At 40.6% G+C, this 21,144-nt stretch carries 22 protein-coding genes; 6 read left to right on the top strand and 16 right to left on the bottom strand.

Going from position 1 to position 21,144, the window contains the following annotated elements; translation table 11 throughout:
* Positions 1-55 precede the first annotated feature (55 nt).
* The 3 genes from AA980_RS18255 to AA980_RS18245 all read right to left on the bottom strand — a co-directional run bounded on the left by AA980_RS18255 (position 56) and on the right by AA980_RS18245 (position 3,208).
* Entirely contained in the window at positions 56-877 is an 822-nt protein-coding gene (locus tag AA980_RS18255) for a carbohydrate ABC transporter permease (RefSeq protein WP_024027013.1), read from the bottom strand.
* The gene (locus AA980_RS18250) at positions 877-1,848 is read right to left on the bottom strand and encodes a carbohydrate ABC transporter permease (protein ID WP_024027014.1); all 972 of its coding nucleotides are present in this window, start codon (positions 1,846-1,848) and stop codon (positions 877-879) included. Before AA980_RS18250 ends, AA980_RS18255 begins: the two co-directional genes overlap by 1 nt.
* A gap of 76 nt (positions 1,849-1,924) precedes the next feature.
* On the bottom strand, positions 1,925-3,208 hold the full coding sequence (locus tag AA980_RS18245) for an ABC transporter substrate-binding protein (RefSeq protein ID WP_024027015.1): 1,284 nt from the start codon (positions 3,206-3,208) through the stop codon (positions 1,925-1,927).
* 633 nt (positions 3,209-3,841) lie between these two features.
* Between AA980_RS18245 and AA980_RS18240 the strand changes: the two genes are divergently transcribed.
* The 4 genes from AA980_RS18240 (at position 3,842) to AA980_RS18225 (ending at position 6,262) form a co-directional block, all read left to right on the top strand.
* The gene (locus AA980_RS18240) at positions 3,842-4,120 is read left to right on the top strand and encodes a hypothetical protein (protein WP_024027016.1); all 279 of its coding nucleotides are present in this window, start codon (positions 3,842-3,844) and stop codon (positions 4,118-4,120) included.
* Between the two features lie 586 nt (positions 4,121-4,706).
* Positions 4,707-5,576: a GGDEF domain-containing protein gene (locus AA980_RS18235; protein WP_024027017.1), complete on the top strand. Its 870-nt coding sequence runs from the start codon at positions 4,707-4,709 to the stop codon at positions 5,574-5,576.
* A gap of 137 nt (positions 5,577-5,713) precedes the next feature.
* Positions 5,714-5,926, top strand: a complete 213-nt coding sequence (locus AA980_RS18230) for a TM2 domain-containing protein (RefSeq protein WP_235815109.1) — start codon at positions 5,714-5,716, stop codon at positions 5,924-5,926.
* A 150-nt stretch (positions 5,927-6,076) separates the two neighbouring features.
* Positions 6,077-6,262 (top strand): hypothetical protein, encoded by a 186-nt coding sequence (locus AA980_RS18225; RefSeq protein WP_024027019.1) that lies wholly within the window; start codon positions 6,077-6,079, stop codon positions 6,260-6,262.
* Between the two features lie 41 nt (positions 6,263-6,303).
* Here AA980_RS18225 and AA980_RS18220 read toward each other — a convergent pair whose 3' ends face one another.
* Complete coding sequence (locus tag AA980_RS18220; RefSeq protein WP_236691750.1) at positions 6,304-7,023, bottom strand: DUF421 domain-containing protein; 720 nt, start codon at positions 7,021-7,023, stop codon at positions 6,304-6,306.
* Positions 7,024-7,435: 412 nt separating this feature from the next.
* Here AA980_RS18220 and AA980_RS27295 point away from each other — a divergent pair, with 412 nt between their 5' ends.
* Positions 7,436-7,594, top strand: coding sequence for a hypothetical protein (locus tag AA980_RS27295; protein ID WP_160310253.1), 159 nt, complete (start codon positions 7,436-7,438; stop codon positions 7,592-7,594).
* A 432-nt stretch (positions 7,595-8,026) separates the two neighbouring features.
* On the opposite strand, the gene AA980_RS18215 is transcribed toward AA980_RS27295, so the two are convergent.
* The 12 genes from AA980_RS18215 to AA980_RS18165 form a co-directional block, all read right to left on the bottom strand.
* A complete protein-coding gene (locus AA980_RS18215; protein WP_024031157.1) occupies positions 8,027-8,821 on the bottom strand; it encodes an ABC transporter ATP-binding protein in 795 nt (264 codons plus the stop codon).
* A 243-nt stretch (positions 8,822-9,064) separates the two neighbouring features.
* The gene (locus tag AA980_RS18210) at positions 9,065-9,898 is read right to left on the bottom strand and encodes a carbohydrate ABC transporter permease (RefSeq protein WP_024031158.1); all 834 of its coding nucleotides are present in this window, start codon (positions 9,896-9,898) and stop codon (positions 9,065-9,067) included.
* Positions 9,898-10,830 (bottom strand): carbohydrate ABC transporter permease, encoded by a 933-nt coding sequence (locus AA980_RS18205; protein WP_024031159.1) that lies wholly within the window; start codon positions 10,828-10,830, stop codon positions 9,898-9,900. Before AA980_RS18205 ends, AA980_RS18210 begins: the two co-directional genes overlap by 1 nt.
* 64 nt (positions 10,831-10,894) lie before the next feature.
* Entirely contained in the window at positions 10,895-12,208 is a 1,314-nt protein-coding gene (locus AA980_RS18200; protein ID WP_024031160.1) for an ABC transporter substrate-binding protein, read from the bottom strand.
* 90 nt (positions 12,209-12,298) lie between these two features.
* Positions 12,299-13,462, bottom strand: coding sequence for a trans-sulfuration enzyme family protein (locus AA980_RS18195; RefSeq protein ID WP_024031161.1), 1,164 nt, complete (start codon positions 13,460-13,462; stop codon positions 12,299-12,301).
* Between the two features lie 16 nt (positions 13,463-13,478).
* Complete coding sequence (locus AA980_RS18190; RefSeq protein WP_024031162.1) at positions 13,479-14,156, bottom strand: FadR/GntR family transcriptional regulator; 678 nt, start codon at positions 14,154-14,156, stop codon at positions 13,479-13,481.
* Positions 14,157-14,399: 243 nt separating this feature from the next.
* Positions 14,400-14,678 (bottom strand): hypothetical protein, encoded by a 279-nt coding sequence (locus tag AA980_RS28285; RefSeq protein WP_053005480.1) that lies wholly within the window; start codon positions 14,676-14,678, stop codon positions 14,400-14,402.
* A gap of 7 nt (positions 14,679-14,685) precedes the next feature.
* On the bottom strand, positions 14,686-16,984 hold a 2,299-nt coding region (locus tag AA980_RS18180), incomplete at its 3' end, for a bifunctional 2',3'-cyclic-nucleotide 2'-phosphodiesterase/3'-nucleotidase (RefSeq protein WP_236691749.1).
* Between the two features lie 199 nt (positions 16,985-17,183).
* The gene (locus tag AA980_RS18175; protein ID WP_328586671.1) at positions 17,184-17,864 is read right to left on the bottom strand and encodes a GGDEF domain-containing protein; all 681 of its coding nucleotides are present in this window, start codon (positions 17,862-17,864) and stop codon (positions 17,184-17,186) included.
* A 69-nt stretch (positions 17,865-17,933) separates the two neighbouring features.
* Complete coding sequence (locus AA980_RS28170) at positions 17,934-18,164, bottom strand: PAS domain-containing protein (RefSeq protein ID WP_328586672.1); 231 nt, start codon at positions 18,162-18,164, stop codon at positions 17,934-17,936.
* 21 nt (positions 18,165-18,185) lie between these two features.
* Positions 18,186-18,986 carry an alpha/beta fold hydrolase gene (locus AA980_RS18170; protein WP_024026777.1) on the bottom strand — a complete coding sequence of 267 codons (801 nt, stop codon included), beginning with the start codon at positions 18,984-18,986 and terminating at the stop codon, positions 18,186-18,188.
* 367 nt (positions 18,987-19,353) lie between these two features.
* Positions 19,354-20,547 (bottom strand): oxalate decarboxylase family bicupin, encoded by a 1,194-nt coding sequence (locus AA980_RS18165; protein WP_024026778.1) that lies wholly within the window; start codon positions 20,545-20,547, stop codon positions 19,354-19,356.
* A 188-nt stretch (positions 20,548-20,735) separates the two neighbouring features.
* On the opposite strand from AA980_RS18165, the gene AA980_RS18160 reads away from it, so the two are divergent.
* Positions 20,736-21,029, top strand: coding sequence for a hypothetical protein (locus AA980_RS18160; RefSeq protein WP_235815107.1), 294 nt, complete (start codon positions 20,736-20,738; stop codon positions 21,027-21,029).
* Positions 21,030-21,144 lie beyond the last annotated feature (115 nt).

The raw sequence follows: 21,144 nt of genomic DNA, 5'->3' as shown, positions 1-21,144 counted from the left end.
AAAGATTCCATAAATTCAGAACACAATCACCCCCCTCTTTTTAAAAGTAATAGAACTACCCTTTAACCGATCCCGCTAATAGCCCTTTGACAAAGTATTTTCCTAAAAAGATATACACGATTAAGGTTGGCAGGGCAGCAAGAAGGGCACCGGCCATTTGCACATTCCATTGGACGATTTGGCTCCCAGAAAGGTTCTGTAAAGCGACCATAATTGGCTGCTGATCAGAAGTCGTGATGGTTACTGCAAATAAAAACTCATTCCAAATATTAGTGAATTGCCAAATTGCGACGACGACAAATCCCGTAATCGACAGCGGCAGCATGATATAGCGAAACACCCGTAAAAAACCTGCACCGTCAATCTTGGCCGATTCTAGCATTTCATCGGGAATATTGGCATAAAAGTTTCGAAACATTAAGGTGGTAATCGGAATCCCGTAAACCACATGGACAAAAACGAGACCAGGGATCGTATTATACAACCCGATTTCACGCAGGAATTGGATCATCGGAATTAAGATACTTTGATATGGAATAAACATTCCGAATAAGATCAGTGTAAAAATCGTATTCGAGCCTTTAAACTTCCATTTTGACAACACGTAGCCATTTAATGAACCTAATAACGCTGATAGCAATGTCGCAGGGATGACAAGGTAAAAGGAATTTAATAGATTGGGAGTCAATTTCGTAAAGGCCGTTGCATAACTGCTAAAATCCAGGACTGACGGCAGCTTCCACATATCACTCAAGGTAACCTGGTCCAATGGTTTTAAGCTCGTAACCACCATGACATAAACAGGCATGAGGAAAAATAAGCTCAGTGCGATTAAAATGAGATATAACAACGGTTTGCTTATGCTTTTGAGTGCCATTATGACTCCCCCTTTCTACTTGAAATGAGATATGGAACAATGAAAATGGCGACAAACAGCAGCATGATGATTGCAATCGCGGCACCGTTTGCATAGTAATTACCGCGGAATGTTGTTTCAAACATATAAACACCCGGAACATCGGTCACAAAATTCGCTCCTGGCCCTGTCATCGCATAAATTAAGTCAAATATTTTAAGCGAAATGTGGGCCATGATAATAATGACACTGACTGTGATTGGCCTTAGTAATGGAATAATTACTTTTCGATAGACTTTAAACTCCGAAGCGCCATCGATTCTGGCTGCTTCCTTCAACTCTTCCGGAATCGCCCGCAGCCCCGCTAAATACATCGCTAACGAAAAGCCTGTCATTTGCCAAACAGCGGCAATGACGACGGCAATAATCGCCACAGGAATACCGAACTCGATTTTTCCCCATTTAAAACCGGCAAGGATATCGGTATTCGTATACCACATGGAGTCCAGCCCGAACTTTTTCAAAAATAAATTAACGCCGGTTGTCGGGTTCAACAGCCATTGCCAAACAACCCCCGTTACTACAAATGATAAGGCCATCGGGAAAAAGAAAATGTTTCGAAAAAGTGATTCCCCGCGAATCTTTTGATCTAGAAATATAGCTAACGCTTGTCCCGCCAAGACCACTACGGCGATAAACAGGACCGTAAATACTAAGGTGTTCCGTAAATCTGCTTGGAAACGGTAGTCTTGAAATAAATACGCATAGTTTTTTAAACCGGCGAAGGAAAAGTCGGGCACTAACGTATTCCAGTTACTCATGCTGACATAACCTGTCCAGCCAATAAACCCGTAAACAAATACAGCAATCAGCACAATCGAGGGTAGGATGAAACAAAGGGCTAATAAATGGTCCGTTGTTAGCTTCCGATTCCGTTTGGCTTTTGTTTCAGGCAAGACAGCTGATCCTTTCTCTGTTCGGTTTAGCTCCATCATGAAAACCCCTAACTTGATTTATGTATGAAAAAGAAGGAAGAACGACCCTCCTTCCTCCTTTTTCTTAAATTCCTTATTTTTTCAAATCAGAAGAAGCCGCTACTAAAGAGTCAATAAATTGATCAACATCTTTTTGCGTGACAAAGATGTTAATTGCTTGGTTGACCTTCGTTAGGAAGCCTTCCGGCGCTGCAGAACCGTGAGCCAAACTTGGTGCTAACTTGGCATCTTTAAAGTCCGCGATGGTTTGCTTTCCGTATTCGTCATATTTAGCAGGATCGGCATCAATCCGGGCAGGAATCGATCCTTTCAATGGGTTGAAGGCATCTTGCCCTTCAACAGACCCTAGGACAGACAAGAATTTCTTTACATCATCTGGATTTTTAACTCCTTTTGGCAATCCAAATGTATCGGTAATAACTAAAAAGTCACCTTCAGTTCCTGGCGTGGTAATAAAACCAAAATCTTCATTCGTCTTTAATTTTAAATCATTAACAAAATAGCCCTTGGCCCAGTCGCCCATGACATTCATCGCTGCTTCACCCTTGCCGACCATTTGCGAGGCATCCTGCCAGTTACGGGAGCTGTGGTCCGCATTCACATAATCGAGCATTTTCTTAAAGGTTTTCGTTGCTTCGACTACACCTGGATCATTTAGCGGGAGGTCACCAGACCAAAGTTTAATGTATTTTTCCGTGCCAATCGTTCCCACGAGGATATCTTCAAATAGCATCGTCGCAGTCCATGGCTCTTTATCGCCCAATGATAATGGCGTAATTCCTTTCGTTTTCAGCTTATCGGCTACGGCAAAGAACTCATCGAATGTTTTCGGCGGAGTTAAGCCGTTGTCAGCAAAGATTTTCTTGTTATACCAAATGACATTCCCGCGGTGAATATTCACAGGAACAGAGTAAATATTGCCATCCTTGCTTACCATATCAATTAACGATTGCGGGAATTTATCTTTCCAGCCTTCTTTTTCATATAAATCATTGAGCGGCTCCATTTTCCCGGCAGCTACCCATCCTGCGTTTAACTCAGCACCACCGTGAACTTGGAATGTCGCTGGCGGATCATTCCCCTGCATCCTGCTGGCAAGAACTGCTTTTGCGTTCGTTCCGGCACCACCTGCTACAGCAGCATTTTCAACGGGAACATTCGGATATTTTTCTTTAAAAAGCTTAATTAATGCCTTCAGGCCATCCTCTTCACCGGCCCCTGTCCACCAGCTAAAAATCTCTAATTTCGCCGCTTTTTTGTCGTCTTTATCCTTTGTGGAAGTTGAGCTGGAACAACCTGAAATGATAAATGAGAATACTAGTAACAATGAAACTAGCGATAACCATCTTTTCTTCATTTCTATTTCCCCCTATTTTTTATTTTAATATTTGAAGCGTTTACAATTTTTCTTGTTGAAAATATCCACTCCCTCTCATTTTCCTAAATAATAATATGTAATACCTAGAGGACTTCTTAAAATCACTTTAATAAGACGTAACTTAAGCGTATTATATTCAGAAATATCTGTCTACCAAATCCCTTCACCATAAAACCCTGTGTTTCGACAATTCTGGACATGGGGACTAGGTAACTATCCCTACGGACCTCTCAATGGTCAGAAATCACGATAATTTCCATATTATCTCTAGTGAATGGAGTATATTGCGTATTATGGATCGTTAGGGGCTGGAAATAGGTCGTAAGTTTCATAATCTAAGTGATCGATAAAATTTATTATTGAATTATTTTTTCACCAGAAGAAAAGCAAAGAGTTCAAACTGAATTTAAGACACAACTACTGTTAAATGAAGTGGATCATTATCTGGTTAGCCAATTTAACTTATTTAAGCCTGCATTCCCACTTCTAGCCAAAATTTTGTCTAAATTTTGTCTGAATTTACCGAAACGTGTTGACAAATTTTCAAAAAAATTCTAAATTTAATAAAGGATAGGAATTAGGTCCTAATAATATCAGAAGGGAGTGAATCAAATGAGTAATGAACAGACTCAAACAATTTACGTTCAAAAGGCAGAAGGTAATGGATTAGCCGTTGCTGGATTAGTTTTGGGGATTATTGCTGTTGTCTTAAATTGGGTTCCATTTTTACCTTATATCCTAGGAGTTTTAGCAATCATTTTTGGTGCTGTTGGAATGAGAAAGACAATAAAGAGAGGTATGTCTATAACTGCAATTATTTTAGGCGTCGTTTCAATTGGAATGAAAATCTTATTCTGGGTAGGCATAGCTTCATTAGGTTCATTGGGTTAATTTTAAGTATTTTGGTCTACATATTATTTTTTTTGGCGACTGGAATTCAGTCGCCATCCAATTTTTTTGTAAATTTGTTTAATAACCCTCTTTATTAGTATGCCTACCATTATTAATTTCCAATTATCATTCATCTTTCCACTAGCTTTCGCTAAATCGAAAATTGATCTGTATTTCTTCTATTTATCTAGCGGAAGATTAATTCACAATCTATTATTCAAGTACCTCACAATCATTCTTATACCAGACCGCCATCACACGAACCTTACCGAAGCATCTGGTAGACCATCAATACCTACTCATACCACACCGGTAATTGCCGCACCCGAAAAATCAATCCAAGGTGCTAGTCCCTCCGTCCCTTATATATTACTGTTTCCACCAACTCAATTCGACAAAATATGCTAAAATTATTATTGGTCTATTTCCATTTATTAAAACGATTCAAGGGCGGCTGTTAAAACTGTAAAATTTCCCAGAAATGCACAATCGGGGATTATCATTGAAAACATGGATTGTATTAAGCGCCATTAGCACCGATTTGATTGATTAGCTTAAATGGGTTAGAACGAGGGGGGAAGAATCAATGATGTTATGTATAAATATGAAATCGTTGCGGAAAATACCGAAGGGTGTTATCGCATTGTGCGTTGGATTTACAATCAGCCCAGGTTTTTTAACTAAGTTAGATATATTTTATATTGATGATATGGTTTGGTTTTTATTATTGTTTCCATGCTTTATTTTTTCCTATTATTTAGGATTTGCAGGCGGGCTCTTTGCGGCGTTGATCGTTAATATCTACCACCTGTTTTGGTTACTATATGAAAAGTACCTACAAGTGGCCGAATTAGTTAACCAAGAATTATCGCTCCATCTCGGTGTGGCCATTGTTACTTTTTTATGCTCCATTAGTGTAGGTTTATTATCGGAGAAATTAACAGAAAAACAATTACAGTTACAAAGTTTGAATCGGAAATTAAAAAAGCTCGCCTTGTATGATTCGCTAACAGGCCTTCCTAACCGACATTATTTTATGGAAAAGTTATCGGCCTCATTACAAGGAGAGCAATCCGTTTCCCTCATGTTCATTGATTTGGACGGATTTAAACAGGTGAATGATAGGTATGGACACGAGCAGGGAGATCACCTATTAAAAGAGGTAGCCCACCAATTAAAACGATTCCGAAATGGCTTTACCTTTGTTAGCCGCCTTGGCGGTGATGAATTTATTGTCATGTTATTGGGGACCGACAAAGAAGAGGCTTCTGAAATTGCAGCGAACATTTCAAGTGGATTGCAGCTAAATGTCAATGATCTGCTGATTTCCGCCAGCATCGGCATCGCCTTTAAGAACCAAGGGGATACTCCTTCATCCTTATTAAAAAGTGCTGATACAGCGATGTATAAAGTCAAATCATCAGGAAAGAATGCCGTTGGTGGTGGCAGTTATTAGGGACATGGAGACAGGCTCCTTGTCCCATTTTTTTATAGTCGCCTAATTTTTTTGTTTCATTTTTTAATAAACTGAAATTTCCCATAATAAAGATATAGACGAGAAGGATTACAATTGTATATTATTGTAATAAGGAGGTGACTCACATGAAATCTAAAGTGACTGCTGGAGTATTAGGTATATTATTAGGCAGTTTGGGGATACATAAATTTTACCTTGGTAAAATTGGAATGGGCATCGTATATATTTTATTTAGCTGGACTGGTATCCCCGGCCTTATTGGATTAATTGAAGGAATACTCTACCTAACGAAAACGGATGAAGAATGGAACAGACAATACAACTCTTAGTGGGACGAGGGGCACCTTGTCCTTTTTTTTTGTATAAAGGGTGGGCGAAAAACAGGATCCTCATCCCTCTCTACGTATAATCTATGAAAAAGTTGGCGATGCTGAAGCTATGAAATAGTTTTATAGTCTGGAGAGTTGGGGGAGCAAAAAATGGGGAGAGAATTGGGAAGCATTTTTAATGAGCTAAGCATAGTAAAAACCAGGGAATTAGCTGAATGTGAGCAGGAGCTAAAATGTGGGAATCATAGCACCATCGTTAAAAAGGCGTTATTAGTTTATAAACACGGACTTCTAGAAGATTTAGAAATGTATGACCGATATCTAGTAAACAACTAAGGACGGGGGGACAGCACCTAATGGGACACGGTGCCTGTCCCCTATTCGCGATCTAATGGAGCTTTTATATGGTCTTCAAATAAATCGATAAATAGTGAACCACTTGATGAGATGACGGCGTATTGTATTTCTTGCATTTGCAAATTTCTTAACTTTAATTCCTGGTTAAGCCATGTGCTGGAATAGTGCGAGCTAAAATTCTTTTCAACGGCCGTCCCATCCATGATTAGTTCGATTGGAAGCTGAATTTTTGAATTCTGTTGGGTTGGATGAAAATCTCCTTTCGTTAAAGATTGAAACTTTTTCTTTTTCATAACAGATAACTTGCCACTAACCTCTAAAAGTGCATATTCCACTTGAAATACATCAAATATCCCCTGCTCCCGCAGCTGCTGATTTAAATCGTCTAATGTATACCTTACTTTTTTCATATTTCCGTCCAAAATTTTCCCATTTTCCATTACAACTGTCGGTTCCCCGGAAAGCAACAAACGAAAACGTCGGCTGTGCGTAGAAATGAGAGAACTGAGAAAATACATGGCAATAAGGGCAAGGAACGCGGCAAGCATCGGAATAAATTTTAAATATGTATCAAACCCCATATTGGCAATGAACGCACCAATTGTGATCGATAAGGCAAAATTGTAATGGTTATTACCAGAGTTTACTTGTTTTCCAATCCATAACGACACGATCATTAGAATTAAAAACGAAACACAAGTCCGTGAAATCGTAATGATTAAATTTTCCACTTCATCCATCCTTCAGGTTTAATCACAACACCACCATTTCATTATTAACCAAACTTGAAAGGAATATTTACCGGTTGGGACACAGAGCCTGTCCCCACGACCCATCTACCTCCGATCAGAACCAGGACACGGTGCTCTCCAATAATATCGTAAGTCCAAAAATTTAGTTAGCGCCCGGGTATATGTCGTTAGCACCATGGAATATGTAATAAGCAGCCAAAAAGGGGTATTAAGTGATCGAAAATCTGTCGTAATTGGGGGAAACTGCGGCATAAGTTCGAAAAAATCGTGTGGACGAGCACAATCGACCGGGGATTTTGACCATTCCTTCGGAAAAATCACGCGGACGGGCGCAATCGACCGGGGATTTTGACCGTTCCTTCGGAAAAATCGTCCGGACGGGCACAATCGACCGGGGATTTTGACCGTTCCTTCGGAAAAATCGTGTGGACGGGCACAATCGACCGGGGATTTTGACCGTTCCTTCGGAAAAATCGTCCGGACGGGCACAATCGGCGGGTATTGTGACGGTTCCTTCGGAAAAATCGTCCGGACGGGCACAATCGTCCGGGGATTTTGACCGTTCCTTCGGAAAAATCGTCCGGACGGGCACAATCGGCGGGTATTGTGACGGAGAGCTGTTCTGCTGCAACTTTATGCCCCAAATCCCTCGAAAACCTTTAAGTAAGGCGGTTCTACTTCAATTTTTTGTCTTTAAATCCACGAAAACACCTACGTAGAGGGCTTCTACATCGACTTTGTAAGTCCCAATCGGCGAAAATTCTACAGCTGTCACTACCAAAAGTGTAACTCACATACTGTAATGTTCAAGTCCGGGACAAACACGGTAATTTATGTAATTGGGAAAAGTAGATACCGGTTACTGTTGCCCGATTATGTTGGAATTCATTCACAAACAAGGTGGTTTGAACCGGTTAGGAAATTCCGAGAAATAACCCAAACAGTGAGATACCGACCATAAGCATTGATAGTCCAAATATAAACCAATGCCTTAGTTCCTTGCTAAAACGCCCATTTCCGTGAATACATCTCGAATCTGGTGCGTGTATTCTCCGAACTTTTGCGTTTCTCTTAAGCTCCAATGCCTTGGGCGCGGAAGGTCAATCTTGATTTCCTTTTTCACTTCACAAGGACGATTGGAAAGGATTAATACTCGGTCAGACAGCATGACGGCTTCTTCAATATCATGAGTGATTAAAAAGCATGTTTTTTTATGCTTCATCCAAAGATGTTCGATATCAGACCCCATTCGTTCCCTTGTTAGCGCGTCCAAGGCACCGAATGGCTCATCCATTAGCAGGATTTGCGGATCATGCAGAAGAGCTCTGCAAATGGCAACGCGCTGCTGCATGCCCCCTGAAAGTTCTTTAGGATATTTATTCTCAAACCCTTCGAGGCCCACTAATCTCAGTAATTCCTTCGCTTTTACCCGATACTCGTTTAAGGGTAATTTTCTGATCTCAGCCTGCAGCATTATATTATCAAGAATGGTTCGCCACACTAATAGCAAAGGCTTTTGAAAAATAATCCCGACATCCGTTCTAGGTTCATTAACCTCTTTCCCTTTTACCCTCACCCTGCCTTGCGTTTGTTTCACTAAACCGGAAATAATCATCAGTAACGTACTCTTGCCGCAGCCGCTTGGGCCTAAAAGGGAAACAAACTCCCCATCATGGACATTGAAATGGAGGTCCTTTACAGCGGGAACCTCTCCATTTCTTGTTTGATACGTCTTGCCGATATGTTCAATTTCAATTAATGGTTTTGTCATTGTATCTGTTGTCATCGTAATCCCCTTCCATTAAATGAATGATAATGGTTCAATTCCTAATTTTACACCATATGACTTACTAAAAGGGACTACTTGGACAATTCCTTTTGCCGCCATTTCCCTAGCTCCGATAATATCTCGGTCGGGTGACGTACAGCAAACCAATACCAAATCATCCGTGCCAAGCACTGAATTTGGAAGGAAGCAGGGAATGGGTTGCCATAAGGTAGTATTGTAACCGGTGCAAGGTATAATTCCCTACCCCTTAACAGATCCTTGTGTCATTCCTTCAACGATGTATTTCTGGGCGAATGCGAATAGAATGAGTGTTGGGATGACGGATAGGACGGTTGCTGCCGACATCGCGCCCCAATCAATGTCAAATTTCGTGATAAAGGAATTCATGGCTACAGGAATCGTTTTTGCCTCCTCCTTGTCGATGAACATAATCGCTAGAAACAATTCGTTCCAGCATTGAACAAAGGCAAAAATAAAGGTAGCCGCAATACCAGGCAGCATGACGGGGATGATGACTTTAAATAAAGCGGTAATCCGCGAACATCCATCAATCATTGCCGCTTCTTCAAGGCTAGAAGGAATTCGTTCGAAGAAACCTTTCATTATCACCGTACAAAAAGGAATCATCATCACCGTATACATGAGCATAAGCGATGGTAACTTATTGAGCAGCTGCAGCTTGGACATTAATAAATATAACGGGGCAAGACCAATAAAGATGGGAATCATTTGCGTAATAAAGAAAGCAAAGATGACTTGTGTCTTGCCTTTAAACTCAAAGCGGGCAAGAACATACCCGCTTAAGAGCGCAATGATTAGCGAGAAAAACCCTGCGACAATTGATAGAATTAAACTATTTACAATATAGATATTAAAGCTAGAAATCTTAAAGATATTAATATAATTATCAAACGTAATCGTTTCCGGCCAATAGTGAATCGGGAAAGTAAACATATCCTTCCCTGGTTTTAAAGAAGTAATAAAAATCCAGTAAAGCGGAAACACAGTAAAGACAAGGAATAAGGATAGGAAAATAACCTTAAACAGCAATCGCCAGTTGATCTGTCTCCCCATTAAAAATCACCCGCCTTATTAAATTTCGTAGCCAATACATAGAAAATAGAAAAGAACAGCAGTAAGAAAATCATAATCACCCCGACAGCCGCTGCTTGTCCGTAGTTTTGTCCAAAAATAATTTTCTCCAGCATAAAAGTCGAAAGAATATGGGTTGAACCAGCAGGTCCGCCGTTTGTTAGCGAATAGATCAAATCCGGGAAGTTTAATATCCAAATAACCCGTAATAAGGTTGTTACAATAAGGGTTGGCATGATATAAGGAATGGTTATCTTGAAAAGCTGCTGGACATAGTTGGCCCCGTCAATCTTAGCGGCTTCAAACAATTCATCGGGAATCGATTGCAAGGCAGCTAAAATCATGATCGCAAAGAAGGTAATCCCATACCAAACATTCGCGACGATGACTGAAACCATCGCCCAGTTCGGGTCCGATAGGAACGGAATGGCAGAATCAATAAGATGCAGCTTCAGCAACAAGTCGTTAATTACACCACTCTGGCCATTTAACATCCAGCGCCAAATCAAACCAATTAAAAAACCGGACATTGCCCATGGAAAAAAGATGAATGCCTGATAAATCCCTCTGCCGCGGAACTTCCTCCTTAATAAGAGGGCGACGATGAAACCAATCACAAATTGAGGAATCAATGAAAAAAACACCCAGTAGAAGCTATTAATCAGTGATTCTTTAAAACCAGACTCAGCCATTACCGTTTTGAAGTTTTCCAGGCCGATAAAATTAATATTCGTTAAGTCAAATAATGAATAATTTTGAAAAGCCATGATTACACCTTTGAACAAGGGATAATAGATAAAAACAGTTACAAGTAATAAAGCTGGAAGTAAACAAAGGAATATAAAAAGTCCATGTTTAGATATAAGAAACGACGGCAAGCCTCGTTCCGCAACGGTTTCAGTTTGCGTTTTCAAGGTTCATTTGCTCCTTTCCGAAAAAACAAGGAGGGCAGCAGAACTTCACTGCCCCCATAAGCTGCTATTTTTTGTTTTCTTTTTCCTTTTTCCAAAAATCCGTCCATTTGGATAATACATCTTCCTTCGATTCCTTACCTAACAGCAGGGCCTGAATATCCTTCTCGGCCAATGATCGGTATTCAGCATAACCCTTATATTCAACAGGGCGGTCAGCAATTAAGAATTCTTCCGGCTTAGCATTCATTTCAATATAGGAACTAAAATAGCCTTCCTTGAAGTATGGATCATCTCCGGCGCTTAAATGAATCGGAATTAATGAATTATTTTTCGCGAAGAATAAATTTTGTTCAGGGCTGGATAGGAAAGAAACAAGCTTCCAGGCCTCCTCTTTATGTTTAGAAAAAGCACCGATTCCCCAGCCAGCTGTACCCGCAGGCTGTTGGGCTACCCCAGATGGCGTTCCCTTAGGCAGTGGAGCTGTGGCCCATGTTCCTTTTTCCATATTTTCTTCAGCTGTAACTATAACCTCTGGATCCTGAATCAACATGGCCGTCATGCCGGAGGTGAAGCCTTGAACCATTTCCGGATAGCTCCAGCTAATCGAATCAGGCGGGGATGCTTCTTTGTACAATTTCACAAAGGTATCAAGGACTTTTCCCGCTTCAGGTGTTTCAAACATCACTTTTCCATCTTGCGTAAAATAAGCATCCTTTTGCGCGATTTGCTTACCCAAGTAGGACCAGGTCATAAATTCGATATAATCCGGTGAACCCGCACCACCCCTGAAACTATAGCCATAGCGATTTTTGGAAGGGTCTGTTAGTTTAATAGCTGCCGCAACCAAATCATCCCACGTTTTTGGTGCCGCCAAGCCCGCCGCTTCAAACCAATCTTTTCGATAGAATAATGTTTTTTCATAAACACCATACGGAATATAGTAAGGTTTATTATCGATAGCAGTAGCTCCGTGCTTAATCGTTTCCGTTAACGTATTCCAATTCTCCCACTTGCTTGTATAGGGGGAAAGATCCTCAATAAATTTATTATTGGAGAAGTTTTTAACCGTTTGTTCGCGAACTTCCAAAACATCAATATCCTCTTTTGCCATCAGCATTTGGGATATTTTTTCGTCTGCACTCTTTAGAGGCGGAGAAATCAACTCTACTTTAATGGTTGGATTTTCGTCTTCAAATTTCTTTAACATTTCCTTTAACAGTTTTGTTCTTGCAGGGCTTGTAATACTCTCAACCATCCTTAACGTGACTTTTCCGTCTTTTTCCTTTGTTCCTGCATCTGAGCTGCTGCAGCCTGCGATGAGACCCATAAATACCATCATTAACACCAAAAGCAGAAATCCCTTTTTAAGATGATGCATCAAACTTTAATCCCCCTCTGACATGTTTTTTTTATATAAAAGGAATAAACTCCTCCTATACCGAAAGCAGGGACAGGCTCCTCGTCCCACTTACAACGCTGCGTTCATGTCTGCTATTAATTCGTCGATGTTCTCTAAACCAACGGATATGCGAATTAAACCCGGGTCGATTCCGCTCTCCACTAGTTGTTCGGTGTTATATCCATAGTTTGGGGAGATGGCTAAACTTTCGAAACCGCCCCAGGAAACGCCAATTTGGTAAAGTTTTAAACTATTTAATACCTGTCGTACTGACTCGAACGAATTATTCACGAGCTCGAAGCTCATCAAACCGGCATAGCCCTTTAATTGCTGTCTGCCGAGTTCATAGTCAGGTGAACTTTGTAAGCCAGGGTAATGAACTTTTTTTACAGAAGGATGATTTTCTAAAAATAACGCCATTTTCATACCGCTCTCTTGATGTGCTCTCATGCGGAGCGGAAGGGTGCGCAGTCCGCGCATTAATAACCACGCTTCATAGGGCGGCATCACCCCGCCGAATAACTGATACTCATGGTAAAATAGATGATCCATAATTTCCTTGCTTGTAATCAGGGCCCCGCCGACAAGATCACTATGTCCTCCTAGATACTTGGAAACTGAATGGACGACAATATCAATTCCATATGCAATCGGATTCTGGAACAATGGAGTCGCCCAGGTGTTATCAATAATCGTTTTAATTCCGCGCTGCTTGGCAATCGAAGCAATAGCCTTCAAATCGACAAGCTTAAAGGACATGGTCGTTGGGCTTTCTAAATAAATCACCTTTGTATTTGGTTGAATTAATGACTCGATTGCCTCAAGATCGGTGTGAAGCGTATTCGTATGGCTGATCCCGAATTTCTCAACATAGGTAAAAAATTTCGTTGTCGGTCCGTAAATATTGCTGACGCTTAACACATGGTCACCAGCTTGCAAGAAGGTTAAAATCGCTGCCGAGATGGCTGCCATCCCGGAGGCAAATAATTTACATTTCTCGCCTTTTTCCAGTGCGGCCAATTTCTTCTCGACAATTTCAACGGTTGGATTCGTCCCGCGCCAGTATAAATAACTGCCTTGCTCGTCCTTCATCGCTTCTGTGAGCCGGTCAAAATTATCAAAGACAAACAGCGAGTTTTGGTAGATAGGAGGAACAACCGCCCCATGAAACCGGCCATAATCGTCGCCTAGGTGTGTGCAAATATGCTCATCTGAAAACAAATCGTTCGTCATGTTAATACCTTCTTTCTTAAATTTTTCGAACAGTATGTTCAGCTGTATCAATTAACTTATTAAACTCTTGCAAGGCATACGCCGGGTTGTGCTGCCTAATACCATCCAGCATCGTGCAATGAAAGGGTAAGGTATCCTCGAAAATATGCTCAATCCCAAACGGTTTATTCCACAGCTTATTAAAGGTGTCAGAGACAGATTCAGCAACACTTTCTAACAAAGGGTTATGGGAAGCCTTATAAATGGCTTTGTGAAACTCCCAGTCCTCTTTCGAAGAATCAATCCCAGCATCTTTCAGGGAAATGACCTCGGCCAGCAGCCTTTCCATTTCTTGAATTTCCTCATCCGCTGCCCTTACTGCGGCTAGCTCGACTGCTTTTCCTTCAAGTGCTCTCCTAAGTTCACTAATATGTAATAAATAATTCTTTTCCTGCTCGACATCGATTTTTGCTTCGATTTTTAAGGCGTCGCCTTCTTTAACAAAAATCCCTTTTCCGTTTTGTACCTCGATGACATCGAACCCTTCAAGATAGCGGAGACCTTCACGTATACTCGAGCGGCTAACACCTAGAATCGCTGTCAATTCCGCAACAGATGGAAGCTTATCTCCTCTTTTTAAGTCGTGTTCGTTTATAAATCTCTTGATTTCCGCTGCAATCATTTCATGCATAGAAACCCTTTTAATACTTTTCATTAGACATTCACCTACTAAGTCTAATTTTTCACTGCCATCCAGCTGTCTACCTATCCGATAGGTAAAGTTTATTCTGAAAGTTCAGAAATGTCAAATATACAATCAAGAACAGGCTCCTTGTCCCACTTGGGGTTTAGCCAACACAATTAAAAATGGCGGGGCTGGCGTTCATTTTTCAACAAAGCACCGAAACTCAAAAAAGGCCAATCCCCGTGTTAACGTTGGGAATTGGCCTTTGTATTCTTATTTAATCCATGCTCCGTCTGCTCCGACTTTGTATCCTTGGACGGTAGTGTTTACTGCCATGGTTCCATCATTTTTAAGGTAGTACCATTTGTTTTTGTACTGCACCCAGCTGTTTTCTAGCATTTTGCCTGATTTACCTAGGTAGTACCAGGCATTTTTGTACTGCACCCAGCCATTTTCTAGCATTTTGCCTGATTTGTCTAAGTAGTACCAGACATTTTTGTCCTGCACCCAGGCATTTTCTAGCATTTTGCCTGATTTGCCTAAGTAGTACATTTTTGTNTTTCTAGCATTTTGCCTGATTTGCCTAAGTAGTACCAGACATTTTTGTCCTGTACCCAGGCATTTTCTAGCATTTTGCCGTCTTTACCTAAGTAGTACCAGACATTTTTGTCCTGTACCCAGGCATTTTCTAGCATTTTGCCTGATTTGCCTAAATAGTACCAAGTATTTTTGTACAATACCCAGTCATTTTCTAGCATTTTTCCATCAGAACCAAGGTAATACCAGTTCACTTTATCTTTTAACCAACCAGTATGTGCCGCGCCATCTTCATAGAAATACCAATGGCCGTCTTCGAATTGCCAACCTTCTTTAACCGGTTCCGGTTGTTCTTCATTGGCACTTGGGACTAATTGATAGGTTTGGCTGCCCCCGTTTTCTTCACCAAGAGCTTTAATATTTGGCACTAAGTCCAGATATTGTTTTGCAACCGCGGAAGCTGTAAATGTCATCGTTACATTTCCGTCAACTGGTGCAATCGACCAGTTGTTGTCTGCCTTCAGATCAATAACTTTTCTATCTCTAATATAATCCATCAAAATATCACGGATTTCATCAGTAGAATCAAGCACTAGCTCAGCCGTTCCATCAACTAAGCCCGGGAACTTCCCGCCGCCGCCTGCACGGTAGTTATTGGTCACAACAATAAACTCTTGATCATCCTTAATCGGCGTACCATCCATCATCTTGAAATTGATGATTCGCTGTGAATCCGCATTCTCAAGGACACCCTTGCTCCAGTCATATCTTCTTGGCTGGGTAACATCGACTTGGTATTTAACACCATCAATTACATCATATAAGTATCCAGGGAAAGAGTTATCAAGTAATTCTTGTTGTTCCTCTTTAGCTGGATCGATCTGTTTAAAAGATGAAGCCGAAAATTCAAGCCACTCTCTCACTTGAGCCCCAGTCATTTTTACCGCTTTAATTGTATTGTCAAAGTTGTACAAATCTGTTGCACTTTTAATTGAAAGATCGCCGACAGCGACATTTGTATTATTTTTAAAAGGAGCCATCGCCGAAACAACTGGAATTCCCTTTAATTCTGGTTTATTCAATGGAATCCATTTGTTTGCATAATCGATTTGCGCCAGGTTCACAAGGTGTAAACTGGCATCGTCTACTGCCCTTGAGAAAAAGCTGAACAAAGGCTGTTTCGTTTCGCCAATTTTTTCATTCACATACTTAATCGTTGCCTCGTGCATGTCTTTTACTCCATCAACAATTTCTTGATCCAATGGAGTATCTACGGAAACTGGACGATTCGCTGAATTAGAAGCTTGCTTATCAACAGTCCATTTGCCCTTTTCATCTTTAACAAGTTTTAAATCCACGACGCCTAAATTGTCGCCCCATTTTCCTGCTTCAACGGCAGGAACGCCATGAATATGTCCTGTTTTATTATCAATTTCCGGTTTATTGTTAAAGCCGCTTGCCCCTGGGAATGTTGTATGCGCATGCCCAAACAGCATGACATCGACGTCCTTAACCTTCGTTAATTCATAAACAGCGTTCTCGGCTTCTTGATCATCTTCTTCCTGAATGTCACAGCCGGAGTGAGCAATCGCGACAATTATGTCTGCGCCCTCTTCCTTCATTTTAGGGATGAATTTTCTTGCTGTTTCCGTAATCCCCTCAACTGTTACTTTTCCATCCAGATGGAACTTGTCCCAATTCATGATTTGTGGTGGAACAAAACCGATGACTCCAACGTTAATCGTCGATTCATTGCCAGCGTCATCGATAATTTTTTTAGGAATAACGACATATGGAGTAAAATAGTTTTCACCATTGTCAGCGCGATAAACGTTCGCGTTTACCACATCAAAGTTCACGTCTTTTAAGACACGATCCAGATACGGCAGGCCATAATTAAACTCATGGTTTCCGACAATCGCTGCATCGTAGTCAAGAGTGTTCATTGCTTTAAACAATGGATGAACTTCGTCTTCCTTCAGGTTTTTGGCAGCATACGTTGCCAATGGATTCCCTTGGATGGAATCGCCGGCATCAAAAAGCATCGAGTTTGTAACTCCTTCTTCTTCTCGAGCCGCCTTGATCAGTGTTGCTGTCTTTGCCAAACCATATTTAATGCCTTGGTCTGTACCTTGATAATAATCATACGGCATAACATTCGAATGAAGGTCCGTAGTTTCCAAGATACGTAACTTTGCTGAGTTCCCTGTACCAGCTTCACTATCTGCTTTTACTCCAGCAGGAAATAAGCCTTGTACTGACGCAGCAACAAGAAAAGCTATTAAAATAGCATTCAGAAAAACTTTTCCTTTTTTCAACACAAATCATCCACCCTTCGACAAAATATTTAGTACCCCGAAAAATTATACAGTGACTCTAGCAACTTTACAAGTATTGGGGTGATTGCGTTTGCACATACAATAGAGAGATGACTAGTTTGAATTCGTGTGCCGGGTCTGCCCAAACCTGGCCTCTATTGTTATAGATTGGGAGGAAAGGCAGGAAATTGGCACCCAGTTATTATGGTAACTCGCTAAAATGTGTGGCGCGATTTCGACCATTTTCCTTGGAAGCATAGAGAGCTTGATCTGCGTTTTTCAAGATAGATGCTTCTGTATCCTTCTCAGTAAATGTCGCTGCCCCAACACTTACTGTTAAGCTGCCTGTTTCTGTCCATTCAGCTAGTTCAACCTCTTGATTAACCTTCTGAGCCAGCAATATTGCCTCATCCACATCGGTATGCGGAAGAATGATGACAAATTCTTCGCCACCCAATCGCGCAGCTATATCCTCGGACCGCGCCTGAGTCTTTAGGATGGTTGCTAATTTCACAAGTACAATATCGCCAATTTGATGGCCATATGTATCATTTACTTTTTTGAAATGATCAATATCAATAATCAGCAGCGAGAATGTTGTTTCTCCTTTGTGATACAATTCAATCTGCTCTTCTAGCTTTTCTTGGAAGAATCTTCTGTTCGGAATGCCTGTGAGCTTATCAGTATTCGATATTTCTACTAATCCTGAATTAATTTCCATTAGTTCAATCTGTTTCTTTTCAATTTCAAGATAGATTTGTTCAAGTCTTGCAAAAGCTCGATTCTTTTCTAAGTAGGCCTCTTCCATTTGTTTTTTAGTCGTGCGTAATTCTAATTCATAATCAATTCGCTTCTTCATTTGAACCAAAATACAGTCAATCATTTCTAGACCATCCTGCCTAAAACGTCTAGCATTCATCAAAAATGGAACGGATTCACCCATGTTGTTTTTTTAATTTATGAATAGCTCTTCAACATGCCCATGCAAATTAATATTCGGATAAAAATAAGAATGAAAAATCAGCTTATTTCCTGTCGTCAATAACGATTCAAAATGCTTTCCTACTAAATTCTTTTGCTTGAAGCCGATCCATTCAAGAAAGGTTTTATTGACCTCGATAATAGATCCATTATGGTCCATCGATAAAAACCCACAAGGTGCCTCTATTAATCGTTCATCCATAAATAATCTCCCTTTTATTCATTAATTCGTTAGATAATCTATAATCATATTAGTTGTTTCTAAAGGCTGGCTAATATGTGGATAATGCCCTCTTGCCTCTATGATTTGAAGCGTACTATTTTGTAAATGCTTATGTAAATATTCTCCTACTTCGATTGGAACAATGCTATCATTCGAGCATTGAATAATTAGTGTAGGTACCTTCACTGATGGTACGCTCGCGCGATAATCCGAAAAGAATGTTACCTCCGCGAACTCCCTTGCTATGCGCGGGTTCGTTGAGACAAAGCTATTCTCTAATTCTTGAGTTAGCTTGGGATCTTTAGTTTGGTCCATAGCAAATGGCGCCATATAGCTTGCCCATCCTGCAAAATTCATCTCCATCAAAGCTAGTAATTCGTTAATATCAGTTTGTTCAAAGCCGCCAACATAACCGTCTGTATCATTTAAATAACAAGGCGAAGGCCCAATCATAATTAATTTATCAAAGTAATCCGGCCGCTCAATCGCAGCAAGCATCCCAATCATCGAACTAATCGAATGACCTATGAATAGTATCTGTTGAAGACCCATTTCTTCAATAATATCCAAGACATCCTGCATATATCCTTGAAGCGTGCTATATTTATCAGAGTGGTACGCCGTGATATCAGAATTTCCTGACCCTGTATAGTCAAATAATATAATTCTATAACTCTCAGCAAATTTAGGAGCAATATATTGCCACATGCTCTGATCACAACCAAATCCATGCGCAAAAATAATCGTTTGCTCTCCCTGTCCCATCACCCTTACATTATTTCGTTTTAACACATCATTCATGAACAATGTCTCCTCTTCCAAATTTTTATCATTATATTCATTTTGATGGATTACACCTTAAATATCTAGTAAAAATCGACTAATTAATTTTTCTCTTAACAAGAACATGGGGACAGGCTTCTTGGACCTGCTATTAGTCGGTGGGAAAATTCAGGATATTCCTTATTTGAAATCATATCTTCATCCATAAATATCATTTAACCTTATCCCTTATTCCACTAACTGCCCTTAAGTTGAATAACAAAGAAGCCACCAATTATGGCAGCTGGATCTACAAGTAACTCCCCCGTTAATTTAAGTGAGGATAAATTGTCTTGCACATAGTAAAAACCACCACAACTCTATGGATGAGCAAATCTCCTCTTATCTACCTGTTTTTTGGGTAGTAGGAATACCCGGGATATTTCACAACAGGCCATTTCTCCTTCCGTAGAGAATCAATCAATTCTGTTCCAACATTTAAGTTGCTCATAACTAAATCTTTAGGAGTCAGTTCCATCCATTGATTTAGTGACACGTCTTCAAAGCGATTGCTTTTGAACATTTCTAAAAACCATAATGTTTCGGTACCGGTGTTTTGAATATAGTGTCCAGTAGCAAAAGGTACATATCCGACATCACCAGCTCTATAGTCAAATGTGCGAGCTGTACCATTCCCAGTAAATACAGTCATCCGCCCTTGTCCGGTAAGGTAATACTGCCATTCGTCGTTATTGGGATGCCAATGAATTTCTCTCATTGCACCCGGTTCAATCTCAACGAGTGCTGCTGCAACTGTTTTCGAAATTGGAAAGTTTGAAGAGTCCACAATTCGTACACTACCACCAGGCGTTTTAATTGGTGTTTGTTTCAATAGCTCGTGCTTGAAGGTTAAAGGAACATCTCCGTAGGGTGACTGGACTTCCTGACTTTCTAGTGAACCTGGTACCTCTCCCTGATAAATATATACCTGTTCAGAAGGGATAGAGTCAAAAGCACTCTCTGGTACTCCGAAATTTGCAGACAGAACATCTTTGGGAGTATGTGCAAACCAGTCGGAGATGGATAAGGTGGAAAGATCGGAAAAGTCCCCGTCATCGAAGACGAGCAGAAATTCACAATGTTCCAACCCTTGGATTGAATGAGGAATACCTGGGGGAAAGTACCAAATATCTCCCGGGCCTATGTCGGCAATAAAATTTCTTCCTTGTTGGTCAACCGAAGTTATACGTGCCCGTCCTAACAGCATATACGACCATTCTGCTTGTTTATGCCAATGGAGTTCACGTACTCCGCCGGCAGTCAAACTCATATTTACTCCTGCCAGGGTGGTGGCTATAGGAAGTTCCCTCACCGTGATCTCGCGGGACCATCCTCCGTGATCTAATTTCATTGAAGTATCTGAGAATGAGAATTTCAAGTTTGGGAGCAAGCCTGCATCCGTAATAGGTGGGACTAGCATATCCGGATTTTGAATGTCCCGCATAATATTACGCGGGCCGGAGTCTATCCCTCCAGCTCCATCGCTTCGGATAGGTTGAGGGACATTCCCACCCATTTGACTAATGGTTCGTTTTTCCATAACTACACTCCTCTTTTATGGGATTACATTGGGAAAATTCTTTTTCATAGTGTATGACTTGGGCTTCAAAAAGTGCTTATTGATAAAAAACAGGGGCATCCCTTATTCAAGAAATACATGCTTGTATAAAAACAATTACACCCAATCTTGTTTGTGCATGCCAAGCTTCCCACTGTAACGATGGACAAATGACCAGTATAAAATATGGCATGAGGGATTTTAAATGGATTATGGATTTAGTGGTTATTACCGCCAACATCCCAGTAGCTACGGCTAAATGCGATCAAGAAGCAGCGAATTTTATGGCATTAAACTTGATGAACGACATTGTGACTGGCAAGCGCACCGTAGAAGATGCACGTCGTGCTGCAGTTGAAATTGAAAAAGCTTTTCGATTAAAAGGCCAATCATCACCTTACACCACAGGATTCCTATTCCCAAAACAATCTCATACTGCTGATCCCGATGTAGCCTCTTTTTAAGGCTAATAAGTTAAAAAATAAATTTAATAGCAAAAGGCTAACGATGATGCTCAGCCTTTTGCTAGAAAAATAATAAGTAATAGCTCATAAAACAAAAAAGATTAGATTATACTTA

Source organism: Neobacillus vireti (assembly GCF_001026695.1).
Classification (GTDB): domain Bacteria; phylum Bacillota; class Bacilli; order Bacillales; family Cytobacillaceae; genus Neobacillus; species Neobacillus vireti.
Note: the sequence above shows the minus strand (reverse complement) of the source record. Positions and strands in the feature narration are given on the sequence as shown.

Bases quoted from the DNA above. Each gene is read 5' to 3' on its own strand.
- AA980_RS18255 (WP_024027013.1), bottom strand. From the start codon at position 877: ATGGCACTCAAAAGCATAAGCAAACCGTTGTTATATCTCATTTTAATC.
- AA980_RS18250 (WP_024027014.1), bottom strand. From the start codon at position 1,848: ATGGAGCTAAACCGAACAGAGAAAGGATCAGCTGTCTTGCCTGAAACA.
- AA980_RS18245 (WP_024027015.1), bottom strand. From the start codon at position 3,208: ATGAAGAAAAGATGGTTATCGCTAGTTTCATTGTTACTAGTATTCTCA.
- AA980_RS18240 (WP_024027016.1), top strand. From the start codon at position 3,842: ATGAGTAATGAACAGACTCAAACAATTTACGTTCAAAAGGCAGAAGGT.
- AA980_RS18235 (WP_024027017.1), top strand. From the start codon at position 4,707: ATGATGTTATGTATAAATATGAAATCGTTGCGGAAAATACCGAAGGGT.
- AA980_RS18225 (WP_024027019.1), top strand. From the start codon at position 6,077: ATGGGGAGAGAATTGGGAAGCATTTTTAATGAGCTAAGCATAGTAAAA.
- AA980_RS18220 (WP_236691750.1), bottom strand. From the start codon at position 7,023: ATGGATGAAGTGGAAAATTTAATCATTACGATTTCACGGACTTGTGTT.
- AA980_RS18215 (WP_024031157.1), bottom strand. From the start codon at position 8,821: ATGACAACAGATACAATGACAAAACCATTAATTGAAATTGAACATATC.
- AA980_RS18210 (WP_024031158.1), bottom strand. From the start codon at position 9,898: ATGGGGAGACAGATCAACTGGCGATTGCTGTTTAAGGTTATTTTCCTA.
- AA980_RS18200 (WP_024031160.1), bottom strand. From the start codon at position 12,208: ATGCATCATCTTAAAAAGGGATTTCTGCTTTTGGTGTTAATGATGGTA.
- AA980_RS18195 (WP_024031161.1), bottom strand. From the start codon at position 13,462: ATGACGAACGATTTGTTTTCAGATGAGCATATTTGCACACACCTAGGC.
- AA980_RS18190 (WP_024031162.1), bottom strand. From the start codon at position 14,156: ATGAAAAGTATTAAAAGGGTTTCTATGCATGAAATGATTGCAGCGGAA.
- AA980_RS28285 (WP_053005480.1), bottom strand. From the start codon at position 14,678: ATGTACTACTTAGGCAAATCAGGCAAAATGCTAGAAAATGCCTGGGTG.
- AA980_RS18175 (WP_328586671.1), bottom strand. From the start codon at position 17,864: ATGATTGACTGTATTTTGGTTCAAATGAAGAAGCGAATTGATTATGAA.
- AA980_RS28170 (WP_328586672.1), bottom strand. From the start codon at position 18,164: ATGGATGAACGATTAATAGAGGCACCTTGTGGGTTTTTATCGATGGAC.
- AA980_RS18170 (WP_024026777.1), bottom strand. From the start codon at position 18,986: ATGAATGATGTGTTAAAACGAAATAATGTAAGGGTGATGGGACAGGGA.
- AA980_RS18165 (WP_024026778.1), bottom strand. From the start codon at position 20,547: ATGGAAAAACGAACCATTAGTCAAATGGGTGGGAATGTCCCTCAACCT.
- AA980_RS18160 (WP_235815107.1), top strand. From the start codon at position 20,736: ATGACCAGTATAAAATATGGCATGAGGGATTTTAAATGGATTATGGAT.